At 42.1% G+C, this 25,821-nt stretch carries 27 protein-coding genes; 4 read left to right on the top strand and 23 right to left on the bottom strand.

The genetic code is table 11. From position 1 onward, the window contains the following. Positions 1–127: 127 nt before the first annotated feature. The 13 genes from purD to ACTNDS_RS15955 all read right to left on the bottom strand — a co-directional run bounded on the left by purD (position 128) and on the right by ACTNDS_RS15955 (position 11,637). Positions 128–1,402 carry a phosphoribosylamine--glycine ligase gene (purD, locus tag ACTNDS_RS16015; protein ID WP_173743740.1) on the bottom strand — a complete coding sequence of 425 codons (1,275 nt, stop codon included), beginning with the start codon at positions 1,400–1,402 and terminating at the stop codon, positions 128–130. Between the two features lie 101 nt (positions 1,403–1,503). Further along, the gene (purN, locus tag ACTNDS_RS16010) at positions 1,504–2,127 is read right to left on the bottom strand and encodes a phosphoribosylglycinamide formyltransferase (RefSeq protein ID WP_441036778.1); all 624 of its coding nucleotides are present in this window, start codon (positions 2,125–2,127) and stop codon (positions 1,504–1,506) included. After that, on the bottom strand, positions 2,121–3,146 hold the full coding sequence (gene purM, locus ACTNDS_RS16005) for a phosphoribosylformylglycinamidine cyclo-ligase (protein ID WP_173743738.1): 1,026 nt from the start codon (positions 3,144–3,146) through the stop codon (positions 2,121–2,123). The genes purN and purM overlap by 7 nt, the downstream gene beginning before the upstream one ends. A 68-nt stretch (positions 3,147–3,214) precedes the next feature. Continuing rightward, entirely contained in the window at positions 3,215–3,715 is a 501-nt protein-coding gene (gene purE / locus ACTNDS_RS16000; RefSeq protein ID WP_019161096.1) for a 5-(carboxyamino)imidazole ribonucleotide mutase, read from the bottom strand. A gap of 128 nt (positions 3,716–3,843) precedes the next feature. Beyond that, positions 3,844–5,868 carry an aminopeptidase gene (locus tag ACTNDS_RS15995; protein WP_441036784.1) on the bottom strand — a complete coding sequence of 675 codons (2,025 nt, stop codon included), beginning with the start codon at positions 5,866–5,868 and terminating at the stop codon, positions 3,844–3,846. Between the two features lie 27 nt (positions 5,869–5,895). Next, the gene (locus ACTNDS_RS15990; RefSeq protein ID WP_441036777.1) at positions 5,896–6,219 is read right to left on the bottom strand and encodes a DUF6142 family protein; all 324 of its coding nucleotides are present in this window, start codon (positions 6,217–6,219) and stop codon (positions 5,896–5,898) included. Further along, complete coding sequence (locus ACTNDS_RS15985) at positions 6,203–6,676, bottom strand: VanZ family protein (RefSeq protein WP_441036776.1); 474 nt, start codon at positions 6,674–6,676, stop codon at positions 6,203–6,205. The genes ACTNDS_RS15990 and ACTNDS_RS15985 overlap by 17 nt, the downstream gene beginning before the upstream one ends. Before the next feature lie 110 nt (positions 6,677–6,786). Further along, positions 6,787–6,939: a hypothetical protein gene (locus ACTNDS_RS15980; RefSeq protein ID WP_303242403.1), complete on the bottom strand. Its 153-nt coding sequence runs from the start codon at positions 6,937–6,939 to the stop codon at positions 6,787–6,789. Positions 6,940–6,963: 24 nt separating this feature from the next. Then, positions 6,964–7,644 carry an orotate phosphoribosyltransferase gene (pyrE, locus tag ACTNDS_RS15975; RefSeq protein ID WP_441036775.1) on the bottom strand — a complete coding sequence of 227 codons (681 nt, stop codon included), beginning with the start codon at positions 7,642–7,644 and terminating at the stop codon, positions 6,964–6,966. Positions 7,645–7,696: 52 nt separating this feature from the next. Continuing rightward, a complete protein-coding gene (locus tag ACTNDS_RS15970) occupies positions 7,697–8,599 on the bottom strand; it encodes a dihydroorotate dehydrogenase (RefSeq protein WP_173743735.1) in 903 nt (300 codons plus the stop codon). After that, positions 8,599–9,387 carry a dihydroorotate dehydrogenase electron transfer subunit gene (locus ACTNDS_RS15965; RefSeq protein ID WP_441036774.1) on the bottom strand — a complete coding sequence of 263 codons (789 nt, stop codon included), beginning with the start codon at positions 9,385–9,387 and terminating at the stop codon, positions 8,599–8,601. The genes ACTNDS_RS15970 and ACTNDS_RS15965 overlap by 1 nt, the downstream gene beginning before the upstream one ends. 10 nt (positions 9,388–9,397) lie before the next feature. Further along, a complete protein-coding gene (gene pyrF, locus ACTNDS_RS15960; protein WP_019161089.1) occupies positions 9,398–10,324 on the bottom strand; it encodes an orotidine-5'-phosphate decarboxylase in 927 nt (308 codons plus the stop codon). Positions 10,325–10,347: 23 nt separating this feature from the next. Continuing rightward, positions 10,348–11,637 (bottom strand): dihydroorotase, encoded by a 1,290-nt coding sequence (locus ACTNDS_RS15955; RefSeq protein ID WP_441036773.1) that lies wholly within the window; start codon positions 11,635–11,637, stop codon positions 10,348–10,350. Between the two features lie 334 nt (positions 11,638–11,971). On the opposite strand from ACTNDS_RS15955, the gene ACTNDS_RS15950 reads away from it, so the two are divergent. Continuing rightward, on the top strand, positions 11,972–12,172 hold the full coding sequence (locus ACTNDS_RS15950; RefSeq protein ID WP_008705499.1) for a cold-shock protein: 201 nt from the start codon (positions 11,972–11,974) through the stop codon (positions 12,170–12,172). Between the two features lie 106 nt (positions 12,173–12,278). Here ACTNDS_RS15950 and ACTNDS_RS15945 read toward each other — a convergent pair whose 3' ends face one another. Next, the gene (locus tag ACTNDS_RS15945; RefSeq protein ID WP_303242406.1) at positions 12,279–12,701 is read right to left on the bottom strand and encodes a hypothetical protein; all 423 of its coding nucleotides are present in this window, start codon (positions 12,699–12,701) and stop codon (positions 12,279–12,281) included. A 118-nt stretch (positions 12,702–12,819) separates the two neighbouring features. Next, positions 12,820–13,659, bottom strand: a complete 840-nt coding sequence (locus ACTNDS_RS15940; RefSeq protein ID WP_441036772.1) for a DegV family protein — start codon at positions 13,657–13,659, stop codon at positions 12,820–12,822. A gap of 220 nt (positions 13,660–13,879) precedes the next feature. Here ACTNDS_RS15940 and ACTNDS_RS15935 point away from each other — a divergent pair, with 220 nt between their 5' ends. Continuing rightward, complete coding sequence (locus ACTNDS_RS15935) at positions 13,880–14,380, top strand: DUF5721 family protein (protein WP_441036771.1); 501 nt, start codon at positions 13,880–13,882, stop codon at positions 14,378–14,380. Between the two features lie 7 nt (positions 14,381–14,387). Here ACTNDS_RS15935 and ACTNDS_RS15930 read toward each other — a convergent pair whose 3' ends face one another. The 7 genes from ACTNDS_RS15930 to ACTNDS_RS15900 form a co-directional block, all read right to left on the bottom strand. Further along, positions 14,388–14,723, bottom strand: coding sequence for a sporulation initiation factor Spo0A C-terminal domain-containing protein (locus tag ACTNDS_RS15930; RefSeq protein ID WP_441036770.1), 336 nt, complete (start codon positions 14,721–14,723; stop codon positions 14,388–14,390). 318 nt (positions 14,724–15,041) lie between these two features. Then, positions 15,042–17,117 carry a molecular chaperone HtpG gene (gene htpG / locus ACTNDS_RS15925; protein WP_441036769.1) on the bottom strand — a complete coding sequence of 692 codons (2,076 nt, stop codon included), beginning with the start codon at positions 17,115–17,117 and terminating at the stop codon, positions 15,042–15,044. A 145-nt stretch (positions 17,118–17,262) separates the two neighbouring features. Next, positions 17,263–19,890 (bottom strand): LPXTG cell wall anchor domain-containing protein, encoded by a 2,628-nt coding sequence (locus ACTNDS_RS15920; RefSeq protein WP_441036768.1) that lies wholly within the window; start codon positions 19,888–19,890, stop codon positions 17,263–17,265. Positions 19,891–20,133: 243 nt separating this feature from the next. Continuing rightward, complete coding sequence (locus tag ACTNDS_RS15915) at positions 20,134–20,391, bottom strand: glyoxalase (protein ID WP_173743728.1); 258 nt, start codon at positions 20,389–20,391, stop codon at positions 20,134–20,136. 1 nt (position 20,392) lies between these two features. Beyond that, entirely contained in the window at positions 20,393–21,196 is an 804-nt protein-coding gene (locus tag ACTNDS_RS15910; protein WP_441036767.1) for an HAD family hydrolase, read from the bottom strand. Beyond that, positions 21,189–21,854, bottom strand: coding sequence for an HAD family hydrolase (locus ACTNDS_RS15905; protein WP_441036766.1), 666 nt, complete (start codon positions 21,852–21,854; stop codon positions 21,189–21,191). The genes ACTNDS_RS15910 and ACTNDS_RS15905 overlap by 8 nt, the downstream gene beginning before the upstream one ends. A 31-nt stretch (positions 21,855–21,885) precedes the next feature. Next, the gene (locus ACTNDS_RS15900) at positions 21,886–22,479 is read right to left on the bottom strand and encodes a Maf family protein (RefSeq protein WP_441036765.1); all 594 of its coding nucleotides are present in this window, start codon (positions 22,477–22,479) and stop codon (positions 21,886–21,888) included. 180 nt (positions 22,480–22,659) lie between these two features. On the opposite strand from ACTNDS_RS15900, the gene ACTNDS_RS15895 reads away from it, so the two are divergent. Continuing rightward, a complete protein-coding gene (locus tag ACTNDS_RS15895; protein ID WP_441036764.1) occupies positions 22,660–23,052 on the top strand; it encodes a hypothetical protein in 393 nt (130 codons plus the stop codon). Between the two features lie 128 nt (positions 23,053–23,180). Here the strand turns inward: ACTNDS_RS15895 and ACTNDS_RS15890 are convergent, their stop codons facing one another. Next, positions 23,181–24,848: a glutamine--tRNA ligase/YqeY domain fusion protein gene (locus ACTNDS_RS15890; protein ID WP_019161076.1), complete on the bottom strand. Its 1,668-nt coding sequence runs from the start codon at positions 24,846–24,848 to the stop codon at positions 23,181–23,183. A 251-nt stretch (positions 24,849–25,099) separates the two neighbouring features. Here ACTNDS_RS15890 and ACTNDS_RS15885 point away from each other — a divergent pair, with 251 nt between their 5' ends. Next, positions 25,100–25,609: a Uma2 family endonuclease gene (locus tag ACTNDS_RS15885; protein ID WP_441036763.1), complete on the top strand. Its 510-nt coding sequence runs from the start codon at positions 25,100–25,102 to the stop codon at positions 25,607–25,609. Positions 25,610–25,821: the final 212 nt, after the last annotated feature.

The raw sequence follows: 25,821 nt of genomic DNA, 5'->3' as shown, positions 1-25,821 counted from the left end.
TTATATTTTATAACAAAATATCTAATAAGTAAAGGTAATTCATGTAAAAAGTGCTTAATATGCATAAAAAAGGAGATTGCCATCCTGACAATCTCTCTTTCATAATCTCAAATTGTAAAGGTTGTCCTTATGCCTCGTCAATTGCCTTTCCAATATCATGTCTCATATACTTATTGGCAAAGGAAATCCACTCTGTAGCTGCATAAGCGTTCTTTCGCGCTTCCTTCAGATCCTTACCTGTTGCTGTAATTCCCAGCACACGACCGCCATTTGTTACAATCTGACCATCCTTTTGCTTTGTTCCTGCATGGAAACAATAATAGCCTTCTTTGTCTTTAAAGTTTTCAAATCCATACATCGGAACTTCCTTTTCATATTTCACAGGATATCCATCGCTGGCCAGAACCACACATACAGCTGCATTATCCTCAAACTGCAGATCCACCTGATCCAGTTTGCCGTCAATACAGGCTTCCATTACTTCTACAATATCGTTCTTCATACGCGGCAGCACTACCTGCGCTTCCGGATCTCCAAAACGCGCATTATATTCCAACACTTTCGGCCCATCCGCAGTAAGCATCAGGCCAAAGAAAATAATCCCCTTAAAAGGTCTTCCCTCTGCAGCCATAGCATCCACTGTAGGCTGATAAACATATTTTCTGCAGAACTCATCCACCTCATCTGTATAGAAGGGACTTGGAGAAAAAGTACCCATGCCGCCGGTATTTAAGCCCTGATCACCATCCTGAGCCCGCTTATGATCCTGTGCAGAAGTCATGGTACGTATGGTGCTGCCATCCACAAAGGAAAGAACAGATACCTCACGTCCTGTCATAAACTCCTCAATAACCATGGTGTTTCCGGCAGTACCAAATTTCTTATCCTCCATGATTTCTTTTACACCATCTTCGGCTTCCTGCAGATCCTTACAGATCAGCACACCTTTGCCCAAAGCCAGACCGTCAGCCTTCAGCACAATCGGAAACTTTGCTTCTGTACGAAGATATTCCAGAGCCTTTTTAGGATCATCAAAATTCTCATATGCAGCAGTAGGAATATTATATTTCTTCATCAGATCCTTGGAAAAAGCCTTGGAGCCTTCCAGGATAGCTGCATTTTTACGAGGTCCGAATACTCTCAGTCCTTTTGCCTCAAACACATCTACAATACCACCCACCAGCGGATCATCCATACCAATAATAGTCAGATCAATCCCCTTCTCCTGGGCAAAATCTGCCAGTCTGTCAAATTCCATGGCACCAATATCCACACACTCAGCCAGCTCTGCAATTCCTGCATTTCCTGGTGCACAGTAAATCTTATCTACCTTTGGGCTTTTAGACACGCTCCACGCAATAGCATGCTCTCTTCCGCCGCTGCCTACGATCAAAACCTTCATTTTATCTGCTCCTTATCTATGTCAGTTCCGGAAAAAGCCCCGGAACTCTATTTGTCCATCTGATAATCTCTACGTTTCTTCAGCCAGTATTCTGCCTATGCTTAACTTATCCGTACTTTTCCGTCTTCTACAGATACCTTGCCATTTGCAATAAGGTTAATAGCTTTTGGTAAAATTTTCCATTCTGCCTTTTCCATTACTCTTCTCTGCAGAATCTCAGGAGTATCTCCCTGCTTGATCTTTACTGCTTTCTGCAAAATAATAGGTCCTGTATCTGTACCGGTATCTACAAAGTGCACGGTTGCCCCTGTTACACGGACCCCTCTTTCCAGCGCCTTTTTATGAACATGAAGACCATAAAAGCCCACGCCGCAAAAAGCTGGAATCAATGACGGATGAATGTTGATGATCCTGTTAGGAAAAGCTTCCACTATCATCGGAGGAATTGCTACCAAAAATCCGGCCAGCACCACCAGTTCCACACCACTTTCCTGAAGTTTTGCCAGCAGCGCCTTATGAAATTCTTCTCTGCTTTCAAATTTCTTCGGTGAAATACATGCTGCCTCTATGTTATGATTCTTCGCTCTCTCCAGTGCATAGGCATTTGGATTATTACTGATTACCAGAGAAACCTCTGCATTTGTGATTTTTCCATTATCAATGGCATCCAGGATTGCCTGGAGATTGGTCCCTCCGCCGGAAACCAGTACGCCAACCTTTAACATAAGGTCACTCCCTTTTCTCCGTTCTCAATACGTCCAACCACATATGGAGTATCTCCTGCTGCTTTGATTGCTTCCATAGTTTTATCCACATCTGCAGAATCTACCGCCAGAATCATTCCTAATCCCATATTATATGTATTATACATCATCTGCTCATCAATATTTCCCTTCTGTGCCAGAAGTTTAAAAATAGGAAGTACCGGATAGCTGTCTTTTTCAACTACTGCATGGGTGCCTTCTTTAAGCATACGCGGAATATTCTCATAGAAACCGCCTCCTGTGATATGACTGCATGCATGTACACAGACACCTGTATTTTTGATGCTCTTTAATGCTTTTACATAAATTCTGGTAGGTGCTAAAAGAGCTTCTCCCAGAGTCATTCCCAGTTCCTCATAATAGGTATCCAGAGATTCCTTTGTCATCTCAAACACCTTGCGCACCAGGGAAAATCCATTACTGTGCACACCTGTAGAAGCCATACCGATCAGTACGTCCCCTGCTTTCAGCTTCTCACCTGTGATCATTTCTTTTTTATCACATACTCCCACTGCAAAACCAGCCAGATCATACTCATCCTCAGGCATAAGTCCCGGGTGTTCCGCTGTCTCGCCACCAATGAGGGCAGCCTCAGACTGTACGCATCCCTCTGCCACGCCGCCTACAATAGCAGCAATTTTTTCCGGATAATTTTTTCCGCAGGCAATATAATCCAAAAAGAATAATGGCTCACCACCTGCGCAGGCAATATCATTCACACACATGGCAACTGCATCAATACCGATGGTATCATGTTTATCCATAACCATGGCAAGTTTTACCTTTGTTCCGCAACCGTCAGTACCTGACAAAAGAACTGGTTCTTCCATATCCTTGATCTTAGCCAGGGAAAAAGCTCCGGAAAATCCGCCAAGGCCCCCCAGAACCTCCTCACGCATAGTTCTCTTTACATGTTCCTTCATTAACTCTACTGATTTGTATCCTGCTTCAATATCCACTCCGGCTGTCTTGTAATCCATAATCATCCTCCATAAGCTCCAGTTTCTGTACTGGCTCTTTCATATTATTATTTTCAGTTCATTATTGATCAATAATTCTTATATCCCACTTCCTGCAGTCTGGCATCCTTTGCCTCTACCTGCTCCTTCAGTTCCTGACTATATGCTTTTAACCGGTCAAGAAGCTCTGCGTCTGAAGTTGCCAGAATCTTTGCTGCCAGAAGTCCTGCATTCGCTCCACCGTTAATCGCTACGGTAGCTACCGGAATTCCGGATGGCATCTGTACAATAGAATAAAGGGAATCCCTGCCTCCCAGTGAGGTGGTGTGCATGGGAATACCAATTACAGGCATTGGGAAGATTGCTGCGCACATTCCAGGCAGATGTGCTGCCATTCCTGCTCCGGCAATAATTACTTTAAATCCTTTCTCCTCAGCGGTTTTCGCATATTCAAAGAATACATCCGGTTCTCTGTGTGCGGAAATAATTTTCATTTCATAATCAATTCCAAGCTTGTCCAGAATAGCTGCTGCTTTGCTCATGATCGGCATATCTGAGTCGCTACCCATCACAATTCCTACTTTTGCCATAATTATTCTCCTTTTCTCTTTAGATGCTTCATTCGTTAGAAAGATATTTGCTTTCAACTCTCTCTAATGGTAGATTCTACTAAGATTCTCCGGTTCTGTCAACAAAGATAACGTCAGTAACCTAAAAATTACAATTCTCCGAAAGCTTCATTCAATGCTTCTGTACCCGGCAGTACAAATCGTCCGTCCTCAATGACAGGAAGCATATCGCCGTCATCATCCACTGCACAGATACTTCCCAGCTCATCATAAGGAATAGTAATGTCCGTATGACATCCATAATAGGCCAGACTTACATCATCCTTACGCATCTCTGAGATCTCATTGTCCCTGGCGATAATCTCCTTGCCGTCAGGATTATATACAGGTGTATCTTCAGCCCAGCTGTAACAAGTATCTCCCACTGCAAAATGAGGTCCCATTTTCTCTGCAATGAGAATCGGTAATTTGTCTGCAATATCATATTTCTGTGCTGCCACATAGGCAGTGGTATTGGTACCGATTGCAAACTCTCCCATAGCCAGTCTGGGATGATGAAACAGAATATTATCTTCAATATATTTCCGATTCTCTTCCTCAGTATCAAAATTGCTGCAGGTATAATCAATAACCTGGCCACAGTCAAATACCAGTTTCAGGTCACAAAACTGCAAGCCATTAAGATATACCTTGGAAACATGAAGGATACCGCCGGTTCCTGCCAGCACCGGAGATGTAAACACTTCTCCCAGCGGTATATTCACATCTGCCACACAGTTCTCGAAATTTGTCTGTTTTTGAGGATCTGTAAGGGTATGAAGATGGATAAGCAAATCTGTCTCATTATCTCCTTTTCCCTTGATTTCCACCCATTCACAGGTATCCAGAGTGTCAATGATAGTCTGTTGGATTTTCTGGTATTTTTTATAATCCAATGTATTAATTTTTACAATCTCGCGGAAAATGTCCTGGAAATTTTCTCCAATTTCAGGGATGGGATAAGCAATAATTGTAAAGCTTCTCTCTTCACCTTTAATATATCGATTCACGATCTGCCCGGATTCGTTATCCAGCTCCACCTGTAATTTCTGCTGTGCTTCGCTAAAGGTCCAGCACTCTTCCTTGTTCACCGGCGAAAATGGTTTCTCCCCAAAAGTCTCGATCACTGCAGGACCACCATGAACCTCTGCCAGGTCTGCATATTCATCATAGGAGGTCTGCATTGCGCGAAGCTTGCGTTTAACAAAATCAGAATCCATAAACAGAGCACTATCCTGCCTGTGGTCATAATCAAACTGCGGATTGGCAACTGCACCTGTAAAACCAACACGATTCTGACTTCTTTTGTTCACTGCATGAAGTGCATGACGATAGATCACAGCCTTCAGTCCCATTTCCTCAAACTGCAGTATGGCAGCTTTAACCATACGTTCAAATCCCAGCTCATAACGGATATTTACTGTCTTCTTCTTCCTGATATCTTTTCTGCCTGTAACAAAGCCCATACGGTACCCTTCTGTATAAGTACCTGCCATACTGTCTATTTCTTCCTGGGACATGGAGTTTAAAAATCTGGCAGTCTCCAGCTGGCTCTCTGAGATGTATTCTCCAAATCTGTACAGATATCGCAGATCATTCAGATCAGATTTCATAATAATATTTACAGCAAAATCTTCTTCCGGGTCAACCCCTTCCCTGATCCTGGTCTCTACCATATCCTGGCAATAATCATTCACATAGGAAAGCAGGATTTCTCTCACCTGCTTCTCAGCCGGCAGTTCCTCTTCCGAAAACGCAGAATACATTTCCAGAAAAAGTTCCAGACCTACTGTAATATCCCAGACTTTTTTTTCAAAAGCATAGCCAATGCTTCCATGCAGTTCTGTATAAAGGAAAGTAAAAGCTCTTCCATATTCTCCCAGCATTTTCTGTGCATAAACAGGATTTCCATAGGACTTTTCATAATTCTGCGGAAGCACATCCTGATACAGTTCATAGTTCTGTGCCTGCAGCTCCCCCAAAGTCTTATCCTGCTCCTGATTTTCATCCATCACAGAAATTACTTTCTGTAGAAATTCTGCCTCTTTTATAAAAAAATCCTGATATGGCATTTTTACTATATTTTCTTCAGGTATCTGTACGATTCTTTCCTTCGCCAGTTTATACCGTTCCATAACCCATTCGTCCAAATCTTCATCTCCTTAAATATTAGTCATTCCAAGCAGATACATCCCCAACCAACCAATCATGATCATACCATTTAAAATAGATCCGATCATACTGGTACGATGATTTCTGCCTGTTTCCGAAAAACTCAGCAGCCCCATAATAAAACCATACACAGACAGCAGCATTGCAAAAAGGCTGATGCCTCCTACAATATATCCCATTTTACCATCAAATACACAGGCCAGCATCACTGCTGCCAAAAACAGAACCAATGAAGCTGCCGCCAGTCCTGTGGACAGTTTTCCCTTTCGGGCTTCCTGTTTTTTCACAAAAGCATATCTATATCTTTTTGCCATAAATCTTTCTCCTCAGATGATCACAGATAAAAAAAAGCAGATATCCCAGTGCTGCTCCTGCTGTATTTAGAATCATATCATCCACATCAAAGCATCCTACCCTGGTTATCAGCTGAATCACCTCCACCGTCAGGCTTAATCCAAATCCTGCCAGAGTGATCAGAAGACCACTTCGCATTTTTTCTGTAATAACAGGCAGAATAAATCCAAAGGGTAAAAATCCTGCCACATTGCACACCAGATTCGTAAATACTGCTGCAAACCCAAGCTGTTTTCTGTATACCCAGAATCTCCGTATTTCCACAAAAGGTACCAGATTATATCTGAATTCCTGTTCTGTCACAACTGCTCTTCCATATTTTTCCGAAAAAAAGAGGAAATAAACCAATGCCAGTACATACAGAGTAAAAGAAACCAGCCCCAGTCCCCTGATAATATGTTTTGTTTCTTTTTTCAAAATTTTATTTGCCCCTATTTCTACGTAAAAGCCGAACGGAACGTATACATCCGGTTTCCGCGCGGCTTTACAGTCTAAACGGATATGTTGCCAGACGGCAACATTACCAACTATAAAAGTATTTCAGATTTTTTCTTCAGCAGTCTTGCACCATTTATGATCATCATAATACCGGCAGTTATTCCTGTGGCAAGTATGATAATTCCCACTGCCAGACTGCATGCACCTGTGGAAGACATGGTTTTATAAAGTTTTTCGTTCATGGTCATTCCTCCCTGCTCATTTGCTTATTTTGCACCATACTGCGCATAATATGCATCAATAGCATCCTTTAATGTATCATCAATAATCACTTTACCCTTATATTCTTTATTGTAAAGATGCTCAATTACCTCTGCCATGGTAACGATCGCATTGGTCTCAAATCCATACAGATCATGTACTTCATCCAGTGCACATTTTACACCGCCTTTGCCTACTTCCATACGGTCCAGAGATACCATAAGACCAACGATTTCTACATTGGCAGCTCCTCTTACCTTAGGTACTGTCTCCTCCATAGACTTTCCTGATGTAGTAACATCCTCGATCATTACCACTCTGTCGCCATCCTGAAGTTTGCTTCCCAAAAAGCTTCCCTTGTCAGCACCGTGATCCTTCTCTTCTTTACGGTCTGAACAATAACGGATCTCTTTTCCATATAATTCGCTGAAAGCAATGGCTGTAACTACACTCAGCGGAATTCCTTTGTATGCAGGTCCGAAAAGCACATCAAAGTCATCGCCATATTTGTCATGGATAGCATGTGCATAGTATTCTCCCAGTTTCTTTAACTGAGAACCTGTCACGTATCCTCCTGCATTCATAAAAAATGGGGATTTTCTTCCACTTTTCAGAGTGAATTCGCCAAATTTCAGCGCCTGGCTGTCTACCATAAATTCAATAAATTCTTTTTTATACTGTTCCATTTTGTACCTCCTGAATTTCATTTTTGCAGCTGTACAGTTCTTCACAGTTACATTATTTTACAATACCAACCATATCCTTAACTGACTCAAAGCCATTCTTCTTCATATAAGCTTCTATTCCATCGATCACTTCCATGGTAACTGCAGGATTGTGGAAATTGGCAGTTCCCACAGACACTGCGCTGGCGCCTGCAAGAATAAATTCAATCGCATCCTCAGCACAGGAAATACCGCCCATACCAATGATAGGTATTTTCACAGCCTGCGCCACCTGATAAACCATGCGCACTGCGACCGGTTTCACAATCGGTCCCGAAACACCACCTGTCTTATTTGCCAGTGCAAAGGTCTTTCTGTTAATGTCAATCTTCATACCTGTAAGAGTATTGATCAAAGAAACTGCATCTGCTCCGCCAGCCTCTGCTCCCTTGGCAATTTCTGTGATGTCTGTCACATTAGGGGTAAGTTTCATGATCACCGGCTGTTTGGCAATTTTCTTAATCTGGGCAGTCAACTCCTCTACATGACGGGCATCCTGTCCAAATGCAAGGAAACCGGCATTTACATTTGGGCAGGAAATATTGATTTCCATCATATCAATAGGTTCCTCTGCCAGACGTTCTACCACAGCCAGATATTCCTCCGGTGCATGGCCACATACATTAACTATTATTTTGGTATCATATTTTTTTAAAAACGGAATATCTCTTTTACAGAAAAGATCAATTCCCGGATTCTGCAGGCCAATGGCATTCATCATACCACCATAAACCTCAGCTACTCTGGGTGTAGGATTTCCGGCCCATGGGACATTTGCCACACCCTTGGTAGTCACCGCACCTAATTTGTTCAGATCCACATATTCAGAGAATTCTTCTCCGGAGCCAAAGGTTCCGGATGCTACAGTTACCGGATTTTTCCATTCTACGCCGGCAATATTTACGCTCATATTCATCAGATTTCCACCTCCGTAGAAAGAAATACAGGACCATCCTTACAGATTCTTTTATTATTCACATTGCTGTGAGCATCCCTCTCTCTGGATTTACAAACACAGGCAAGGCAGGCGCCAATCCCGCAAGCCATACGTTCCTCAAGAGAAATATAACATTCAATATTATTTTCTTCGGCATATTGCTTAATCGCACGAAGCATAGGAGTGGGTCCACAGGCATAAATCATATCTGCCTGAAGCTTTTTCTCCCTGATCGCATCCATAACATTTCCCTTTGTACCCACACTGCCATCTTCTGTAGAAATGTATAAAGTCCCTGCTGCCTCAAATTCCTCACGCAGGAAAGTATGGCAATCTCTATATCCGACTACAATCTGCTTCACTGCACAGTTCATCTCCTTGGCAAGCTCCAGGATCGGAGGAACACCAATACCACCTCCCATAAGGAACACTCTCTTGCCTTCTGCTTTTTCTACCGGAAAGCCATTTCCCAGAGGTCCGATCACAGGCAGGGTATCTCCAGGCTGCAGACGTGAAAATTCCTCTGTACCTGTATTTTCTCCTGTCACTCTGTATACCAGATGAAGTCGCCCCTGTTCCTTATCAATCTCGCAGATACTGATCGGTCTGGGGAGAAGCTTTGTTTTATCCTTTGTATACATAGAAACAAATTGTCCCGGTTTCGCATCTGCTGCAATTTTTTCAGTCTGGATCCATAAACTGTAAATACCTGCAGCAATACATTCCTGACTTACAACTGTACAGTTTTCTCTTTTTTTCTCACTCATAGCAGACCTCCTAGCGGTTGTTTAACGCACTACTGATATCTTCAATCATATCTTTAACAGCCTGACGGGAAGCATCTGCATAATTCAGTTCTCCAAAAGAAGCATATTTTTCCTGCTTGTATGCCGCAATAATTCCGCGGGAAGAATTCACAATAGCGCCCAGTCCGTCTTCGTTAAAGAAGTGTACCAAGTCTGCGCCCTTGCCGCCCTGTGCCCCATATCCCGGAACCAGAATATAAGCCTTTGGCATAACCTTACGGAGAACTTTCCCCATCTCAGGATATGTAGCACCTACTACTGCACCTACATAGCTGTAGCTGTCTCCCATGTGTTCCTCGCCCCACTGGGCAACTTTCTCGCCAACCCACTCATAAAGAGGACGTCCGTCAATCATTCTGTCCTGGAATTCTCCACTGGAAGGATTGGAAGTTTTTACCAGTACAAAAATACCCTTATTTTCTTCTTTACATACATCAATAAATGGCTTCACGCCATCAGAACCCAGATATGGATTTACTGTGGCAAAATCTTCGTCAAAGCCTGCATATTTCTTGCTTCCTACCTGCACCTTGCCCAAATGACCTACTGCATAAGCTGCAGAAGTAGAACCGATATCACCACGTTTGATATCGCCGATCACTACCAGACCTTTCTCCTTACAGTAATCTACTGTATTTTTGTATGCCATCATTCCGGGAATTCCAAACTGCTCATACATGGCAATCTGTGGTTTCACTGCAGGTACCAGATCACAGATTGCATCTACAATCCCCTTATTATACTGCCAGATTGCTTCGGCTGCACCCTCCAGAGTTTCTCCCAGTTCCCGGAAAGCTTTATCCTGGATATGTTGCGGGATATAATTAAGCATAGGGTCCAGTCCCACTACGATAGGTGCGTTTGTTTTCTGAATTTTTTCAACAAGTTTGTTAATCATGGTTTTTCCTCCTGATATCTGTTTTATAATTTATCCTGATATACAATTTTTCCATCACTGATGGTACAGAGAATCTTTCCCTTTACCTTCCAGCCGTCAAACGGGGTATTCTGTCCTTTGGATGCAAATTCATTTTTATCAATAACATATTCGTGATCCACATCTGCAATGATCACATCTGCCGGATGTCCTTCCTGCAGAGTTCCCCGCTCGATCTTTAATATCTGCGCCGGATTCCAGCTCATTTTTTCCACAAGCTGTTTTAATGTAAGAATACCTTTATCTACAAGTGCTGTATAAGTCAACGCAAAGCTGGTTTCAATTCCCACTATTCCAAATGCTGCATTACGGATAGAACCTGCCTTATCAGACATTGTATGAGGTGCATGATCTGTACTGATCACCTGAAAAGAACCATCCTTCAGGCCTGCAATCAATGCATCCACATCCTTCTGTGTTCGGAGAGGCGGATTCATTTTGTAATTCGGATCATCTTCTTTAATATCATCTGAGGTAAGTATAAAGTGATGCGGACACACTTCGGCTGTGATATTTTTCAGCCCCTCTTTCTCCACCATCTTCATCATTTTGGCTACTCCCTCTGTAGAGCAGTGGCACAGATGAAGTCTGGCACCGGTCTCTCTGGCAAGCAGAATATCTCTGGCTGCGATCACATCCTCCACTGCATTGCAGATTCCCGGCAATCCCAGTCTGACTGCATTCTCATCATCATTCATACAGCCCTTTCCTCTAAGATCAATGTCTTCACAATGTGCAAAGATAGGGATATCCAGATCTCTGGCAATTTCCATAGCTTCTTTGCACAGAGAAGAATTCATAACAGATTTGCCATCCTCAGAAAGAGCAGGAATTCCCGCCTTTACCATTCCCTCTATATCAGAAAGCTCCTGTCCTTTCTCTCCCTGTGTAATAGCTCCGGCCTGAAGCACATGGATACCGGACAATTGGGCTGCTTTATTATGTACATAGTTTACACGGTCCGGTCCGTCGATCACCGGGGAAGTATTTGGCATAGCTACCACTGTAGTCACTCCGCCTCTGGCTGCTGCCCGTGAACCAGTTTCTATATCTTCCTTCTGTGTTTGTCCGGGATCTCTGAAATGTACGTGCAGATCGATCAGACCAGGCATAACCAGACAGCCCTTTGCATCGATCACTCTGTCACTTTTTTCTTTCGCTGTCAGCTGATCGCCAATCTCTTTGATCATTCCGTCTTCCAGATAAATATCACCGATTTTATCAGTGTCGGTTGCTGCATCTATGATACGGCCGCCACGAATAAGAATCCCCATGTAATTCTCTCCCTTCATCACTTCAATATATTATTTACTTACAATGTATCTTGAATGGATCTTGTCAACATTATAGCATGCCTAATATACATAATACACGAAACTGCCTATTTAATAAAGTCTTTTTTTCCCCTTTTAAAATCAATAAACAATAACATTTTGTTTTATGCTTGACATTTTAAAATACGGGATATATAATCAGTTCATATCTGGATTATCAAATTATATAATCACTGGTTTTTAGAGATTATATTACTTCATATAATCTGTAAAATCTGGTGATTTTTTTTGCCAGAAGCTTTTTAACTTTTTTATTTTTTATGGAGGTAACAACATGAACAAGGGAACTGTAAAATGGTTCAACGCAGAAAAAGGTTACGGATTTATCACTGGTGAAGACGGTGCAGACGTATTTGTACATTTCTCCGCTATCAATGGTGAAGGATTCAAATCCCTTGAAGAAGGCCAGGCTGTAACATACGACTTAACAGAAGGCGCACGTGGCATGCAGGCTGCAAACGTTACAAAATTATAATTTATAATTTCCGTTAACGTAAGAGGATTGAATTCCGCACTTTTAACACGGATAGACCTCAAAAAAACCCCCCGGATCTTCCGGGGGATTTTTTTATTCTCATTTATTATTTTGCTGCAGAATCTCCAGTCTCTTCTGTTGCCGCAGTATCATCTGCAGTCTCTGCACTGTCATCTGCTGTATCCTCTGTGGCTGTAGTATCGTCTGCTGCCTCTGCATTCTCATCCTCTGTTGTATCAGCAGCATCTGTCTCATCTGCAGTCTCTTCTGTAGTGTCTGCATCCTCATCAGTATCAATACCAGAAATATAATTATCCAGCGCACTGGTATCCAGTACGGTATTCTGTACGACCTCTGCTTTGGTTCCTGCCACTTTTACATATGCAGAATATCCAATCCAGGCAACTACTACAACACATATAAATGCCCAGGCAAACATTTCCAGGGTAAACATCATTTTTTCCTTCTTATCTGCTCTTCCCCGTGTGCTCTTCCTAGCTTTATAGGCATCAACTTTCTTCTGACTCATGATGTATCTCCTTTGCTTCTCATATTTCCTTTCATCGGCTAAACAATTATAGCACATCTTTTTCTAAAATGAAATAGAGAATCCTGATTGGTTGAATTTGACACAGTTTTTTCACATATTACACTGCAACAATCACACCGCCGTCATTAGCATACATGGAGCTGACACCTGCTGTGTCCAATACGACAACTTTGGCAAGCTTCATTCTCTCCTGAAATGCTTCCTTGAGCACCTGTGCTCTGGCCGGGCAGTTGCAATGACTGATTGCTAAAACCTTATCCGCACTATCTGCAGTTTTTTCAATCACCTGCTCAACCATTTTAATCAGGGCACGGTTCATTCCTCTGGCCTGATCCAGCTGACAGATTGTTCCCTCTTCTGTAGATCCCATTACAGGCTTAATCTTCAGAGCACTGGCAACCAGTGCTTTTACCTTACTCAATCTTCCATTCTTACGTAATGTCTCCAAATTTTCAAGAACAAAGAATGTATGCTGTCCTGAAATATAGTGTTCCACTGTAGAAACTACTTCCTCAAAGCTCATTCCCTTTTCTTCACATTCCTGAATCTTCAGTGCGATCAATGTCTCACCAATGGAAGCAGATCTGGAATTAAACACGTGAATTTTTTTATCCGGATGATCCTCCAGACTCAGGTTTCTCCCAAGAAGTGCGCTATTATAAGAGCCACTCAGCTCTGCTGACAATGTAACCGCATATACATGCTCTGCCTCACAGTCATAGGCTCTCATATATCTCTCCGGAGAAGGACATGCTGATTTTGGGCACTCCGGGCACTCTGCTACCTTGTGCAGAAATTCGCCCTGTTTAAATGTTTCATCATCTATAATCTGTTCTGCTCCCACCATTAACGTCAGTGGAACAGATTCAAAATGCTCATCCTGTTTCCATTCATCCAAAAGTTCTCCACAACTATCTATGACAATCTTATATCTCAATTATATCGTCCTCTTTTCCATTATATGTAGTTTCGAATACCAGATATATCTTATCATACTGTTTTCCTTTTGAAAAGCCTTTTTCTCAAAAACTCTGTTCTTTTTTTTCAATCTGTTTTATAATAATAAAATACTCCTACAATTCTGTCCAAACCTGTAATGTCTATAGATATTACAGGACTGACAACAGAGTAATTTCAGGAGTCATGAAAGGATTTCTATGCTTGCATTAACTATTTCAGATGTTAAGGATTTTATGAATAAACTGCTTATCGGTGAAGTATTTGACAATTTTTCTCTGGTTGAAGCTTCCGTCACTACATTTAACACCTTCACCATTGACGGACATCTCCAGCAGGATTTTTTTGACACAGACACTGTAGAGGAATATAAAAAAGAAGCTGTGGAATATTCCCTGTGGCGCGATGTCAAACCTTACTGTTTTTCCATCATCCGCGGTAAGCGCACACCACTGAACTTCAAAATCGTGTTCCAGCTCTCTCCTTTTCAGGCACAGAGCCTTTTGAAGAATCTGGGAAGACAATCCACAACCTCAGTATGTAATTTTTATCTTAACATTCAGTACAAAAGCAAATCTCTGTTATGTACCGCCGGCGTTTCCTACTCCTCCTTTTCCCTGGACAAAAAGTCCGAACATCTCTGGGACGACATGCTGTGCAGATTTCTTGAAGGAAATCATATTCCGTTTCAGAGACTATAAGTCCCTGCTATTTTGACATTTCCTCTGTTTTATTCAGATAATATGCCAGAATATCAATAAATTCACTGTTTGTAGGTTTATCCTCCATGGAACATCCTGCGATCAGTTCCAGATCTTCTTTGTGATTGATCCAGCAGATATTTACCAATGTCCTGATATTATGTTCCACATTAGATGGTGTTGACCTGTATTTTCTTGCCAGAATAGGATAAATATCCTTTGTGATCTTCATCGGCCGCTCCTGCAGTTCTTTCGCCATATTCACCGCTTCCGCGACATAATAATATCCCTTATATTTAGATGTCGCTCCCAATTTTCTGATCAGTCCATACACTTCACTCATATTTTTTTCCTCCTTAACTGGACAGTCGTCCTTTTTGCATTTTTTGTAATACACCTTTAGCGTTTTTACGACATACTCAGTTTTTCGGAAATATTGTCACTTATAAAGAGAAATCATATACAATTATTAAAATACCAGCAAATTAATGATAAAAATTTATACGCCATTTGTCAATATAAAAGTACTAAAAACGATAGTCCCGGTTGTTCTCTCCATGTTTTTTCGCCATGTTTCGAAACTTTTCCAGGACTATCGTAATTTTTCACAAAACTGCTTCTACTCTCCCCAACGGACAGTAAACCACAAAATCACTGCACATTATTTTGTAAGCATCATCAACACATCATTGCTTCTCTGTACAAATTTTGTCATTTCATCAGGTGAAAGCTGCTTATGGCTGAGCATTGCCAGATCATAAAGCTGTTCACAGATTACAGGGGCTTTATCTGAATCCTTATTTTCTGCCAAATATTTTACCAGTGGATGGTTCGCATTAAGTACCAGTGTTTCCTGTCCGCCAAACATATTCGGATCCATACCGCCCATTCCATACATTTTCATCATATCCTGCATACGGCGGCTTTCTTCGGAAAGGGTAACCATTGCAGATACATTTTCATTCTTCAGATTCTCTACATGAACCTCCAGTTTATCCTTATTCAGATTCTTACGGAAAAGCTCTGTCAGTTCTTTGGCGGTCGCTTCGTCAGCAGTACCCTCACCCTTCATTTCTTCTGTCAGATCCGCATCAATTCTCTTAAACTGTACATCCTGATGTTTCTGCTCCAGGCTGGAAATAAATGGGCTGTCAATATTATGTTTCAGAATCACGGCGTCCTTGCCGGCTTCCTTAAACATATTGATATACTGACTCTGCTGGATTTCATCCGTTACATAGAAAATTGTTGTCTTCTCCGGCTCTTTCTCTTCTGCTTTGTCTGTGTCTGCTGTTGCATCAGCCTCTTTTGACTCAGTCTGATCTGCTGCTTTCTCAGCTGTCTCTGTTGTCTTCTTATTCTCTTCTATGCAATCCTTGAGAGTAAGATATTTACCATCCAGATTCTTAAAGAGTACGTAATCACCTATCTTCTCTGCAAATTTGGTATCTTTAATACAACCATATTTAATAAACGGACTGATATCATCCCAGTATTTTTCATAGCTTTCTCTGTCTGTTTTGCACATTCCGGTAAGCTTATCCGCTACCTTTTTTGAAATATACTCAGAAATCTTCTTGACAAATCCATCATTCTGCAGTGCACTTCTTGACACGTTCAGAGGGAGATCCGGACAATCGATCACGCCTTTAAGCAGGAGAAGGAACTCAGGAATAACTTCCTTAATATTATCAGCAATAAATACCTGATTGTTGTACAGTTTAATGGTTCCTTCAATAGAATCATACTCTGTGTTAATCTTTGGGAAATACAGAATTCCCTTTAAGTTAAACGGATAATCCATATTCAGATGAATCCAGAACAGCGGTTCCTTGTAGTCCATAAATACTTTACGGTAGAAATCTTTGTACTCCTCATCTGTACACTCATTGGGATGCTTCATCCAAAGCGGATTGGTATCACTGAGAGAAACCGGACGTTTATTGATCTTCACTTTTTCCCTTGCAGGAGAGATCTCAACTACTTCCTTCTCTCCGTTTTCATTCTCTTTTTCTTCAGTTTTAGCATCCTCATGAATATGCTCTACCACTACATCATCATCTTTTAATTCTGATTCATCTATAGTCTCATATTCCTGAGGTGCGTTTGCTTTAGAAAGATAAATATTTACCGGCATAAAGGAACAATATTTCTCCAGTACTTCACGCATACGGTATTCGTTGGCAAATTCCAGGCAGTCTTCATTAAGGAAAAGTGTGATTTCTGTTCCAACAGTCGTTTTGTTGCCTTCCTGAATATCGTACTCTGTACCGCCATCGCAGGACCAGTGCACAGGTGTCGCTCCCTCTGTATAGGAAAGGGTGTCAATATGTACTTCATCTGCCACCATAAATGCAGAATAGAATCCCAGTCCAAAATGACCGATTATCTGGTCATCTGTTGTCTTATCCTTATATTTCTCCAGGAACTGAGTCGCACCGGAAAAAGCGATCTGAGTAATATAATTCTCTACCTCATCCGCAGTCATACCGATACCATTATCAATAAATTTCAGAGTTTTTCCATCTGGATCTACGATTACCTGAATCTCCGGCTTATATCCCTCCGGAAATGTATATTCGCCCATTACCTCCAGCTTTTTCAGCTTGGTAATGGCATCACATCCATTGGATACCAGCTCTCTTACAAAAATATCATGGTCTGAATACAGCCACTTTTTAATGATCGGGAAAATATTTTCGCTGTTAATTGACAAACTTCCATGTTTTACAGCCATGCTGTCCACACTCCTTTTATATCTTTTAGATTTTCTGTAACTCTGAAAGATATAGTAATACCTTATGGTCTAAAAGTCAAGCAAAAATTAGCACTCATTTAAAATGAGTGCTAATAATTCATTGACATTTAACTGTCTTACCTATTTATTTTTTCTTTTTCTTGTAAACTACAACTCCCACAATAGCACCTGCTGCAATGGCAAGAATCAGTACAAACGGCATGATATTGGTGGTATCTCCGGTCTGCACTGCCTTCTTCTGATTAGCAGCCGGATTCTGCTGCACAGGAGTAGGAGTAGCTGTAATTACAACCTTTGGCTGTGAAATCGTAAAGCTTACCTGCTTTGTATCCTGTTTTCCCGTATTTTTCCAGCTTTTACCATCATACTGCTGAGCATTAAATACAACAGTCAGATTATATGTGCCTTCTTTGGTAATTCCAAAAGTAGCTGTATACGGAGCCTGGCTCCAGCTGTTTGTATTGATGACTGTCCAGTGATCCGGAACATAACGCACATCTCCCTTTCCCGGGCTTTCATTGTCCATTCCTGCACCTACCGCTGTAAATGTAATCTTGGACTGAGTGGTATATCCGTCAGCACTGATTCCTGTGATCTTATTATTTGCCGGATCCGCAATCTGCGCAGTACGTCCGGCTTTTACAGTTACCTTTACAGCTGTGATCAGGCTGATCTGATCTGGATTTTCAACTCCATCGGGAAGCACTACCGTTCCATTCACTTTGAAGGTCTGCTCCTGCTTTACAGATGGATCATACGTACATTCCTTCACATTCCATTTTACCTTCGCCTTCATTTCCCCCTCTGTAGTATTAATAACTACCTTTGAAGGAAGTCCCAATGCCTTAGCAGATTTCTCTACACCATTCTTTGCTCCCTTCACGTGGGAAGGATTCTGGATTCCTGTAATTCTACATGCCGGTTTTGTCACACTGAATGAAGCACTGATATCGGCCACTGCAGAAATCTGACTGTCTGTATTTGTGGCTGTAACCTGAACAGATTCGCTGTACTCACCTGCTGTCATACCGGTTTTTGGCACTGCAGTAAAGGTTGCTTCTGCTCCGGGATCCAGCTGTGTTGCAGACAGCTCTCCGATTTCAAAATACTGAGCCTGCGGCTGAGTCAGATCCACTGCTGCATTTCCAGTATTAGTAAGCGTAATCCGATACACATACTCCGGAGTATTATATCCCTCCTCCATCGGGTCATAAATAATCTCGGAAGGATCTGCTTTCAGAGAAACCTGTGTCTTCTCCTCTGCTTTTACACTGACTCCGGCCTCTGCCTGAGCCACAGCACTCTCATCCTCTTCAATTCCAAAAACAAGTGTATCACTGTAATCACCCTGGACTAATCCTGCCTTTGGCTGAACAAGAAAGCTACAGGATGCTCCTTTCTCCAGAGTATATACCGCCTGTGTATCTACCGGTGCAATATCAAAATGTTCCGACTCCGGAAGTTTCAATGTAACTGTCTCATCTCCTGTATTCGTCACAGTAACTGTCTGGCTCTCACTGATCTGTGTATAGCCTTCTGTCAGATCAGCAAAGGAAAGTACCGCTGGATCTGTGGATATAGATAACTTTCCAAGTTCTGCACTTGGTTCCTCCGTATTGTCCGGAGTTTCCGGATTCTCAGAATCATCAGGAGCTTCAGAATCATCAGGTTCAAGAACAGGTTCTTCTTCCGCTTCCACCACAACCTTCACTTCAAAGGAAACCTCAGCCCCCTCTTCCGTCTCATAGGTAATGGTATCATCATAAGTACCTTTCTCCAGTTCCTTCCTTGGCTGAATCCATACACTGACAGACTCTCCTGCTGCCAGAGGCCCCTCTATGTCCGCTACCATAAAATGCTCCGGGCTGATCGCCTTGAAATTCAGAGCACCTGTTCCGGTATTTTTGATATCTACAAACATTGTCTGGGATTCATTATCTCCGGATTCTGCCCGGATAGTTCCAAAATCACACACCGGATTTTCCTGACCTTCTACAGAAGCTACTGCTTCATAGGACAACTCCTGCTGTGCATTTTCCACATCATCCGTGTTCTCTGCATCCTCCGGCGCTTCTGTCTCCTGAACATCCTCTGTTTTATCTGTAGTTTTCTCTGTGCCGTCAGGCTGAAGCTCAGACTGGGTATAAATCTGCATTTCCTCTGTCTGTTCCGGATTCTGTGTATCATCTTCCTCTGTCTGAGACGGAGACTCTGCCTCATTCTCCTCAGCCAGAACTGCCCCTTCTGTATTGTCATCCTCTGTCTGCTGGACATCTTCAGCATCTTCCGACTCCGCATCCTCTTCAGAGCCTTCCAGCTGGGCTTCTGTATTCTGCTCCTCCTGAGCCTTCTTATCAGCAACAGCCTGGGCTTCCTCCTGAGTAGCTGTCACCTCCAGAGTCTTAGCCTGGAGTTTACCGGTAAATTCTGACTTCTCTGCCGGTGTGATATCCAGCACCAGCACATAGCCCAGATCATCCTGAGTCACTGTGTAAGTTTTTTCTGTACCTACCTGGGTAAGCTCCTTCTCTCCGGTCTGTCTGGACCAGGAAAAGATAACATCATCATCTGTCACTCCCTCAGGAGTCACCTTGGAATAATCTGCACTCAGTACTGTTCCCACTGCCGGCAGTCCCTTTACCTTCAGCTTGCCTCCAAGCTCTCCGGCTTCCGCTGCAAAAGCCATGGATGGAAGAAGGGTAACGATCATCAGCACAGCCATCAGCACTGCAAGAATTCTTTTTTTCCTCATGTGCCATCCTCCTTTTATTTATCATTTATATATCTTTTTATAACTACCGTTTTATTTTTGATCGGCAGTTCTTTATACAGTGTTATTATAACACTGTGGTTTTTCCAAATGTAATTCGCATATTTCATATTGCTTCTGTGCATAAATGAAAGAAGCTGTTTCAATCTGCATAGTTCTATTTTGCAGAACCGCTCTTTGAAATAGCTTCTTCCTCTTTTTATTTATTCTATATCAAATTTCTGTTCAGCCTTCCACAATAAGATATTTTCCGTCCGGAAGTGCAAATACCTCACTGGCCTCTTCCAATTCTTCGTCTGACATGCCTTCTACATCAGCTCCCATGTCATCCAGGTATTCCCTCACTTCGTCAATAGAATCTACCATTGCAGCCATGCAGTCCTCCAGAAAAGCCTCTGCTTCCTCAAAAGACTCCGCCACCGGCTGCGGAAAAAGCTGTCCCTGCTTTTCCAGAAATGTGTTGATGCATTCTTCTGTGTACATTTTAAATTACCCCCTCCATATTTCCTTTCGCCCTGATCACCTTTTTCAGGATATCCTGTACCCGGTCTGCAGTGAATGCCGCCGATTCCCGCACCTTCTCCTTTGAATGTGCCATGGCAAAGCCATATTTCACTGCCTTAAGCATCTCTATATCATTATATTCGTCTCCGAATGCAATGCACTCCTCTGGGGAAATTTCATATTTTTCCTGGAACTCCCGGATTCCCTTCGCCTTGTTCGTACCAAAAGGAATAAAATCCACCCAGTCATTGCCTGATGTCACTACTGTACATCTCTGTCCAAACTGTCCAGTCCAGTAACGTACATATTCATCTGTCAGACCGGCAGATTCATATACCGCCAGCTTCATAATAGGTTCTGTGATCTCATCCAGACTGTTTATGATCCTGCACTCATTTTTCACCAGATCCACCATATAATGGCGAAAGCTTTCTGTTTTTGGCATGAGATAATGATAATCCTTAGCAGAACAGGTGAATTCTGCGTCTTTTTTTTCTATAATTGCAGTAAGAATCTCATTTGCCAATTCTTTATCAAATCGATCCTGATAAAGAACCTGACCCTTTTCCACTGCCAGTGCGCCATTCTCACAGATAAAAGAAATATCCGAAGCAACCGGTGCAAACAATCTCTTCATATTGGGATACTGGCGTCCACTGGCTGCCACAAACCGGATTCCCAGCTCATTCAGTGCCCTGATCAAAGGAAAAAGATCCTCTGGCAGGGTCTGGGCCTTGTTCAAAAGTAAGGTTCCGTCCAGATCACTGGCGATCAGTTTAATCATTTTGGTATTCCTCACATATCTTTAATAAATCTGTCGGTTTCTCTGCCACCAGATCAGCTCCGTTGGCATTAAGTTCCTCCAGGTCACGAAAGCCCCACAATACACCTATGGTAAACATTCCAGCCGCTTTGCCAGTCTGCATGTCTGTACCGGTATCCCCGATATACATACACTCTTCCGGCTTTACCCCAAGCTTCTTTGCTGCAAGAAGCGGTGCATCCGGTGCAGGTTTACGGCGGATTCCTTCCTGTTGTCCAATCACCAGGTCAAAAATTCCCGGATAAAGGTAATCCATTACCTTCAGTGCTGCTGGATGGGGTTTATTGGAGCATACAGCTAGCTTCATTCCTTTTTTTCTCAGTTCCTCTACCGTTGACTGCATTCCATCATACCTGGTCACCTTATACAGCGGGTCTTCGTCAAACCTCTCTCTGTACATTTTCCGTGCTTCTTCATAATGAACCAGCTCCGGATCTCCCGCATCCTTCAACGCCCTGCGCACCAGCATATCCGCACCCTCTCCGCAGTAATAGCGGAAATTATCCAGAGGAAGAGGGCGAAGTCCCAGCTTCTTCATTACCTCATTTGCAATATATGCCATGGAATCCAGTGTATATGCCAGAGTTCCGTCCAGATCAAATATACCTGCTTTTATCATTTTGTATCATCCTCTTTATTCTGTCTGTATTTTAATCCACAAGGGAGATTCCCAGCTTCTTCATTTCATGGAAAAGCCTTGCCACAGGCAGTCCCACCACATTATTATAGTCACCGCAGATTCCCTTTACATAAATTCCCCATCTGCCCTGGATTCCGTAACTTCCGGCTTTATCCATAGGTTCTCCGGTAGATACATAAGCCTTGATTTCATTCTCAGACACCGGATAAAATTCCACATTTGTTTTCTCATAAAAGGTATGTTCTATCCATTGTCCCTGCTTTTTCTCCAGTACCGTCACTCCCGTATACACCTGATGTGTATTGTCCTGAAGCTTTTGCAAAGTATGAACTGCATCCTCCTCATCTGCCGGCTTGCCCAGAATGCGGTTTTGAAAAACCACAACTGTGTCCGAACCGATGACCAGTGTCTTTTCCTCGCATTCCCCAAGCTCTTCTGCCACAGATGCTGCCTTATCAAAAGCCAGCTTCTGTACTGCCTCTCCCGGCTCATCCGAAGTCCGCTTCTCCTCTCCGTGAGCAGGTATGATTGAAAAGGTCACTCCTGCCTGAGTCAACAGCTCTCGTCTTCTCGGGGAAGCAGATGCCAAAATAATTTTTCTCATAATGTATCCTCTTCTTTCCTGTCATAGTATACCTTGTATCTTTCTCTGACGCAACCGATTTTTATTGCTTTTTGTCGGATCGTGAACAAGCCAAAACTTACCCCTTTTCTTTTTGACAGAAATGTATTAAAATATCTTTATTCATATGCGAATTGACTAATATCAGAAAGGAGTATTATTATGGCAAAGCTTAATAAATATTGGGGATTTGTAGCAGTAGGTGCCCTGACCGCGGCAGCAGCCGGTGCAGTGGCAGCAGTAATCATAAAAAAACATCCTCATACAAAAGATGAGGATTTTACAGAGGATTTTGACGATGCATTTGATATCGCCTTTGACTCCGATGAAGAAGAGGAAAAAGAAGCTCCGCAGGAAAGTGCTGAAGATTTCGAATCCTGGGACGCTGATTTAGACCAGGGTGACATCACTGAAACCGACGAAGAGGCCGAAAGCTCTGATGATGCCGAAACTGACGAAGAGGCTGAAAGCTCTGATGATGTAAAAACTGGCACTATTCAGGATACTGAAACAGATACCAAAGCTGACGTTAAAGCAGATATTGACGCAGAATAACATAACAACATAAAAAAAACGGATCCGTCTGATACTATTCAGATTGATCCGTTTTATTTATATAATAGCTATTTCATTATATAATAGTTATTTCAACTTTAAGTTCTTACTATGAAGCACATTCCTTATCAGGCTTTCGGCAGTTTGAATGAGCTCTTCAGAGATACAATGCGGTTAAATACCGGAGCACCTTCTTTGGAGTCATGGATATCTGCACAGAAAAATCCTGTTCTTACAAACTGGAAGCTGTCATAGCCTTTTGCTTCCATAAGTGCAGGCTCTACATATGCGGTAACTTTTGTCAGAGAATTCGGATTTACGTTCAGAGAACCATCCTCTTTATTATATACGCCTTTTTCCTCATCTACAATATTCTCATAGAGACGTACTTCTGCTTTTCCTGCCTGGCTTGCTTCCACCCAGTGAATGGTTCCTTTTACTTTTCTGCCATCCGGTGCATTGCCACCCTTTGTTGCAGGGTCATAAGTACAATGCACAACACGTACAGTTCCATCTTCATCAGCTTCATATCCTGTACAGGTTACGAAATATGCGTTCATAAGACGAACCTCTGTACCTGGGAACATTCTCTTATATTTCTTAGGCGGATCTACCATAAAGTCTTCCCTCTCAATATAGAGTTCTCTGCCAAACGGTATTTTACGGGTTCCCAGTTCTTCATTCTCCATATTGTTCGGAGCTTCCAGATATTCTACTTCACCTTCCGGATAATTATCGATCACAAGCTTGATCGGATCAAGAACAGCCATCAGACGTGGACGTTTCAGTTTTAGGTCCTCACGGATGCAGTATTCAAGCATTGCATAGTCAACAGAGCTGTTTGCCTTAGATACACCACAGAGCTCCACAAACATTTTAATGGATTCCGGTGTAAATCCACGGCGGCGCAGTGCTGCGATGGAAACCAGACGCGGATCATCCCATCCGTCTACGATGCCTTCCTCTACCAGTTTCTTGATATAACGTTTACCTGTAACTACATTTGTCAGATACAGTTTTGCAAACTCGATCTGCTTCGGTGGCTGCGGATATTCCAGTTCTTTTACAACCCAGTCATACAACGGTCTGTGATCCTCAAACTCTAGGGTACAGATAGAATGTGTGATTCCCTCAATGGCATCTTCGATAGGATGAGCGAAATCGTACATTGGATAGATGCACCATGTGTCACCGGTTCTGTGGTGTGTCATATGAGCAACACGATAGATAACCGGGTCACGCATATTCATATTCGGAGATGCCATATCGATCTTGGCACGGAGCACTTTCTCTCCGTCTGCATATTTGCCCTCTTTCATCTCTTCGAAAAGCTGCAGGTTCTCTTCTACACTTCTGTTTCTATATGGGCTTTCTTTACCTGGCTCTGTAAGAGTTCCGCGGTATTCGCGAATCTGATCTGCAGTCAGGTCACATACATAGGCTTTGCCTTTCTGGATCAGCTTTACAGCTGCTTCATACATCTGTCCGAAATAATCAGATGCAAAAAACAGTCTGTCTTCCCAGTCTGCACCAAGCCATTTGATATCTGCCTTGATGGATTCTACAAACTCACTCTTTTCTTTGGTCGGGTTTGTATCATCAAAACGCATGTTGAACTTGCCGTTATATTCCTGTGCAAGACCATAGTTTAAAAGAATAGATTTCGCATGACCGATATGAAGATATCCATTCGGTTCCGGCGGGAAACGCGTATGCACGGTGTCATAAACACCTTCTGCTAAATCTTTATCAATAATATTCTCAATAAAATTTTTGGAAACTGTTTCGTTCTCCATCTTTTTCCCTCCTGTTGTCGTATTTTATACTGTTTTTTCACACATCTATATATAAAAAATACAACTGAATATTTTTTATGTCGAATGAATTTATATTATCATTGGAAATTCCATCTGTCAACCGTTTACACAACAGTGACAGGCCTTATATTTCTCAGACTCATCTGCACTCTCTTTCAGCAGCTCATATCCTTGACTAACATCTTGCAAAATATTATAATTATATCAACATATCAAGGAGGTGCGGCAATATGAGTAATGCACTACCAATTGAAGATTTAAGTAAAACTTACCTGGAACATTCTATGGTTATCAATAACTTTGTTATCAAGATCGGCAGCCAAATCAAAGACAGCTTATGTCGTGTCTTTGGTGATGGTGTTCAGTATGAATGGCGTGAAAATGATGATAAAGTAATCATTCCTGACGTATCAATCATCTGTAACCTGAGAGACCGTAAGAACATTTCTTTCACTGGCATTCCCCGCTTTGTGATGGAAGTTTTGTCCAATGCCACAGAAGAATATGATCGACATGAAAAGATGGATATTTATTGCAAGGTCGGTGTCTCTGAGTATTGGATCGTTGACTGGAGAAAAAAATCTGTAGAGATTTATCTCTTCGATTTCAAAGAAGATGGCACTGGTTATCCGTATCTTTATAAGACTGTCACAACCCAGAATAAAGAAGATTTACATCTGGTTATGTTTCCGAATCTGAAGATAACCTTTGACGAGCTGTTCGACATTGGTGAATATTAACACTACAAAGAGTAGGTGCTGCTGCATCTGCTCTTTTTTGATAATACGTTTCTTCTGTTTCGTAGAATCATAGGAAATATAAATACGCTCCCTTCGATTCCTTTTCGCATTCCATTGCAAAACTAGTATAACATAAATTAAATAAGTACCATATATTTTAAACTAAATATGTGATATACTATTCTCATCAACGAAAGGATGGTTGTTATGAA

Source organism: Blautia sp. HCP3S3_C12 (assembly GCF_052064155.1).
GTDB lineage: Bacteria > Bacillota > Clostridia > Lachnospirales > Lachnospiraceae > Blautia_A.
Note: the sequence above shows the minus strand (reverse complement) of the source record. Positions and strands in the feature narration are given on the sequence as shown.

What these genes read in the sequence shown, in the direction of transcription:
- purD (WP_173743740.1), bottom strand. Translation starts at nt 1,402, where the DNA reads ATGAAGGTTTTGATCGTAGGCAGCGGCGGAAGAGAGCATGCTATTGCG.
- purN (WP_441036778.1), bottom strand. Translation starts at nt 2,127, where the DNA reads ATGTTAAAGGTTGGCGTACTGGTTTCCGGCGGAGGGACCAATCTCCAG.
- purM (WP_173743738.1), bottom strand. Translation starts at nt 3,146, where the DNA reads ATGGATTACAAGACAGCCGGAGTGGATATTGAAGCAGGATACAAATCA.
- purE (WP_019161096.1), bottom strand. Translation starts at nt 3,715, where the DNA reads ATGGCAAAAGTAGGAATTGTGATGGGTAGCGACTCAGATATGCCGATC.
- ACTNDS_RS15995 (WP_441036784.1), bottom strand. Translation starts at nt 5,868, where the DNA reads ATGGAACGGTATAAACTGGCGAAGGAAAGAATCGTACAGATACCTGAA.
- ACTNDS_RS15990 (WP_441036777.1), bottom strand. Translation starts at nt 6,219, where the DNA reads ATGGCAAAAAGATATAGATATGCTTTTGTGAAAAAACAGGAAGCCCGA.
- ACTNDS_RS15980 (WP_303242403.1), bottom strand. Translation starts at nt 6,939, where the DNA reads ATGAACGAAAAACTTTATAAAACCATGTCTTCCACAGGTGCATGCAGT.
- pyrE (WP_441036775.1), bottom strand. Translation starts at nt 7,644, where the DNA reads ATGGAACAGTATAAAAAAGAATTTATTGAATTTATGGTAGACAGCCAG.
- ACTNDS_RS15970 (WP_173743735.1), bottom strand. Translation starts at nt 8,599, where the DNA reads ATGAATATGAGCGTAAATATTGCCGGCGTAGAATGGAAAAATCCGGTA.
- ACTNDS_RS15965 (WP_441036774.1), bottom strand. Translation starts at nt 9,387, where the DNA reads ATGAGTGAGAAAAAAAGAGAAAACTGTACAGTTGTAAGTCAGGAATGT.
- pyrF (WP_019161089.1), bottom strand. Translation starts at nt 10,324, where the DNA reads ATGATTAACAAACTTGTTGAAAAAATTCAGAAAACAAACGCACCTATC.
- ACTNDS_RS15955 (WP_441036773.1), bottom strand. Translation starts at nt 11,637, where the DNA reads ATGGGGATTCTTATTCGTGGCGGCCGTATCATAGATGCAGCAACCGAC.
- ACTNDS_RS15950 (WP_008705499.1), top strand. Translation starts at nt 11,972, where the DNA reads ATGAACAAGGGAACTGTAAAATGGTTCAACGCAGAAAAAGGTTACGGA.
- ACTNDS_RS15945 (WP_303242406.1), bottom strand. Translation starts at nt 12,701, where the DNA reads ATGAGTCAGAAGAAAGTTGATGCCTATAAAGCTAGGAAGAGCACACGG.
- ACTNDS_RS15935 (WP_441036771.1), top strand. Translation starts at nt 13,880, where the DNA reads ATGCTTGCATTAACTATTTCAGATGTTAAGGATTTTATGAATAAACTG.
- ACTNDS_RS15930 (WP_441036770.1), bottom strand. Translation starts at nt 14,723, where the DNA reads ATGAGTGAAGTGTATGGACTGATCAGAAAATTGGGAGCGACATCTAAA.
- htpG (WP_441036769.1), bottom strand. Translation starts at nt 17,117, where the DNA reads ATGGCTGTAAAACATGGAAGTTTGTCAATTAACAGCGAAAATATTTTC.
- ACTNDS_RS15920 (WP_441036768.1), bottom strand. Translation starts at nt 19,890, where the DNA reads ATGAGGAAAAAAAGAATTCTTGCAGTGCTGATGGCTGTGCTGATGATC.
- ACTNDS_RS15915 (WP_173743728.1), bottom strand. Translation starts at nt 20,391, where the DNA reads ATGTACACAGAAGAATGCATCAACACATTTCTGGAAAAGCAGGGACAG.
- ACTNDS_RS15910 (WP_441036767.1), bottom strand. Translation starts at nt 21,196, where the DNA reads ATGATTAAACTGATCGCCAGTGATCTGGACGGAACCTTACTTTTGAAC.
- ACTNDS_RS15905 (WP_441036766.1), bottom strand. Translation starts at nt 21,854, where the DNA reads ATGATAAAAGCAGGTATATTTGATCTGGACGGAACTCTGGCATATACA.
- ACTNDS_RS15900 (WP_441036765.1), bottom strand. Translation starts at nt 22,479, where the DNA reads ATGAGAAAAATTATTTTGGCATCTGCTTCCCCGAGAAGACGAGAGCTG.
- ACTNDS_RS15895 (WP_441036764.1), top strand. Translation starts at nt 22,660, where the DNA reads ATGGCAAAGCTTAATAAATATTGGGGATTTGTAGCAGTAGGTGCCCTG.
- ACTNDS_RS15890 (WP_019161076.1), bottom strand. Translation starts at nt 24,848, where the DNA reads ATGGAGAACGAAACAGTTTCCAAAAATTTTATTGAGAATATTATTGAT.
- ACTNDS_RS15885 (WP_441036763.1), top strand. Translation starts at nt 25,100, where the DNA reads ATGAGTAATGCACTACCAATTGAAGATTTAAGTAAAACTTACCTGGAA.